Below are 2,310 nucleotides of genomic sequence, written 5' to 3'. Positions count from 1 at the left end.
GCATGAAGTCTAAAGTGCAGTAATGAAGCGGGTTGCCTTGTAAAAGTTGCTGATAATAGTCCTCATAGTCTGCTATGGCGATGGTCATGCCTTGGGAGGATGGCAGGGACGACTCGGTGCTTTCATAGATGACGGTGGAGGTGCGCTCTGTCAAGTCGTAGAGGGCGGCATCACAACTGAGGGTTTGCATGATAGTGGATAATTCATTCACCGCCGTTTGTAAAATAGCACATTCATCTAAGCTATCTCGTACCTTATCTGTAATGCGCTTGAGTAATGCCTCAAATTCCAAACTCTGATTGAGCTGAGCCGTGCGTTGATGCACTGTATTTTCTAACGTGTTGTTGAGCTGCTTGACTCGGACAACGAGTTCAGACTGTTGAATGGCGATCGCCAATTGGTCGGCAATAATGTGAGCTAACTCTACCTCTGCCGACTGCCAGCCGCCTAGGGTTGGATCTTTCGTTAAGGTTAGGGCTCCCCAAGTATAGCGATCGCCCTGGCTCTCACCTTCAATATCTAGGAGAAATAACATCCAGGCCCCAGGAAAAGCTGCTGCTAACGCTGGATAATCTTGTTCGGGATGATCGACGGTCATAAACCGCTGTTCTAGTAACCGCTGGGATAGCAGGTGATCCATAGCGACTTCTAGGGTGGTGCCGTCAAAAAGACCAGGATGCCGTCGATGATCAACCAGGTTTTTCCAGTATCCTTGAGCCATCAAGCACTGCCAAATTTGCACATGGTTGGCAGGCAATAGGGAACCAATTTCACAGGTAGCCGTCGCAAAAATCGTATCTAGATCTAGAGATTGGCGGATAGCGCGAATCACTCGATTGAGCCCCTGTTCTCGCTGCACTTGGTAGCGAATGTGGAGTTCGGTTTGTTTGCGTTGGGTAATATCTGTGTCGGTACCCAGCAGCCGCTCAGGGTTACCGTGGCGATCGCGACTCACATGCCCCCGCGCCAAAAACCAGCGAATACTACCATCTCGGTGCAGCATGCGATGCTCCACATGAAACGTCGGCGTTTTGCCCGCTAAGACGTCCTGAACAGCCGCCCCAACGACAGGGCGATCGTCGGGATGGACGTAGCCTGTCCAATCCTCGATGGTATTTTGAATATCCTGATCGGTATACCCCAACATGCTTTTTAACTGCGGGTCGAGATACATCTCACCGCTGGCCAATTGCCAATCCCACACCCCTACTTCACCGGCTGCGATCGCCATCTGATAGCGTTGTTGGCTTTGCTGAAGGGCTGCCTCAATCTGCTTGCGTTCATGGATGTTTTCAACGATTGCTACACTAAACAGGGCATGATCATGATCATCTAAGATAACACTGACACTGATCTTGACCCAGCAGATCTCCCCTGTTTTTTTGATATATCGCTTTTCCATCGCATAATAAGGAATTTGTCGATTATTTAATTGACGACATAACTCATTTTCGATAGCTTGGTCATCCGGATGGGTAATGTGGTGGTAAGTGAGTGAGAGCAGTTCTGCTTCGGTGTAACCCAACAGTTGGCAAAGGGCCGGGTTGACTTCCAAGAATTGACCGTTGAGGGCCGCTCGATTCATGCCAACCTGGTTTTGCTGAAAGACAGCGCGAAGCCTGGCTTCACTTTGCCGTAGAGATTCTTCCATCTCCTTGCGATCGCGGATATCGGTGTTGGCGACAACGCAGCCCTGGACGCTTCCTGACTGATCTCGTAGGGGATAAATCCGTGAAATCATGCAGTACTCTTGTCCATCGCGACAAGGGTAAACTAGCTCTACGCCGCTGATAGACTCGCCACGAAACACTTGTACCAAAAGCTGGTCTACGGTATCCTGAATGTCTGCAATGAGTAAGGATCGAAAGGGTTGACCTAATACATCTGCATCATACTGCAACAGTGTTTTGCAGGCCACATTGCAGGTTTGAACCTGTCCTTGGCGATTGAGGGAGAAAATAGGATTGGGTGATTGGTCTACAGCCTGTCGATAATGTTCGCCTTGATCCAGTCCGTTAAGGGATGAAGGGCGATCGCTCTGCCCTTGACCCATCGCCTGAAATTCCACCAGATTGCCATTGGCATCTTGCACAGCCAGGATCAGCCATGTTTGCCTGTAGATCGATCCATCTGAAGCGACTGTGGAGCATTCATAGGTTGTACTAGAACTTGTCTTGCCTAAGGTTTGCACCCGCTGCTGTAGAGAGGGGCGATCGCTCTCTGGTAACAGCGCAAAGAAATTCTGCCCCACGAGCTGATCCATCGTTGTCTGGCAATAGTGGCAATAGGCCTGGTTGACAAACGTTAATG

General features: G+C 49.8%; 1 protein-coding gene. It reads right to left on the bottom strand.

What is annotated here, in order from left to right; all coding sequences use genetic code 11:
- Positions 1 to 2,263 (bottom strand): PAS domain S-box protein (locus V6D20_16960; protein HEY9817471.1); only part of this gene is annotated, 2,263 nt, incomplete at its 3' end.
- Positions 2,264 to 2,310: the final 47 nt, after the last annotated feature.

It is taken from the genome of Candidatus Obscuribacterales bacterium, from assembly GCA_036703605.1.
Taxonomy (GTDB): domain Bacteria; phylum Cyanobacteriota; class Cyanobacteriia; order RECH01; family RECH01; genus RECH01.
Note: the sequence above shows the minus strand (reverse complement) of the source record. Positions and strands in the feature narration are given on the sequence as shown.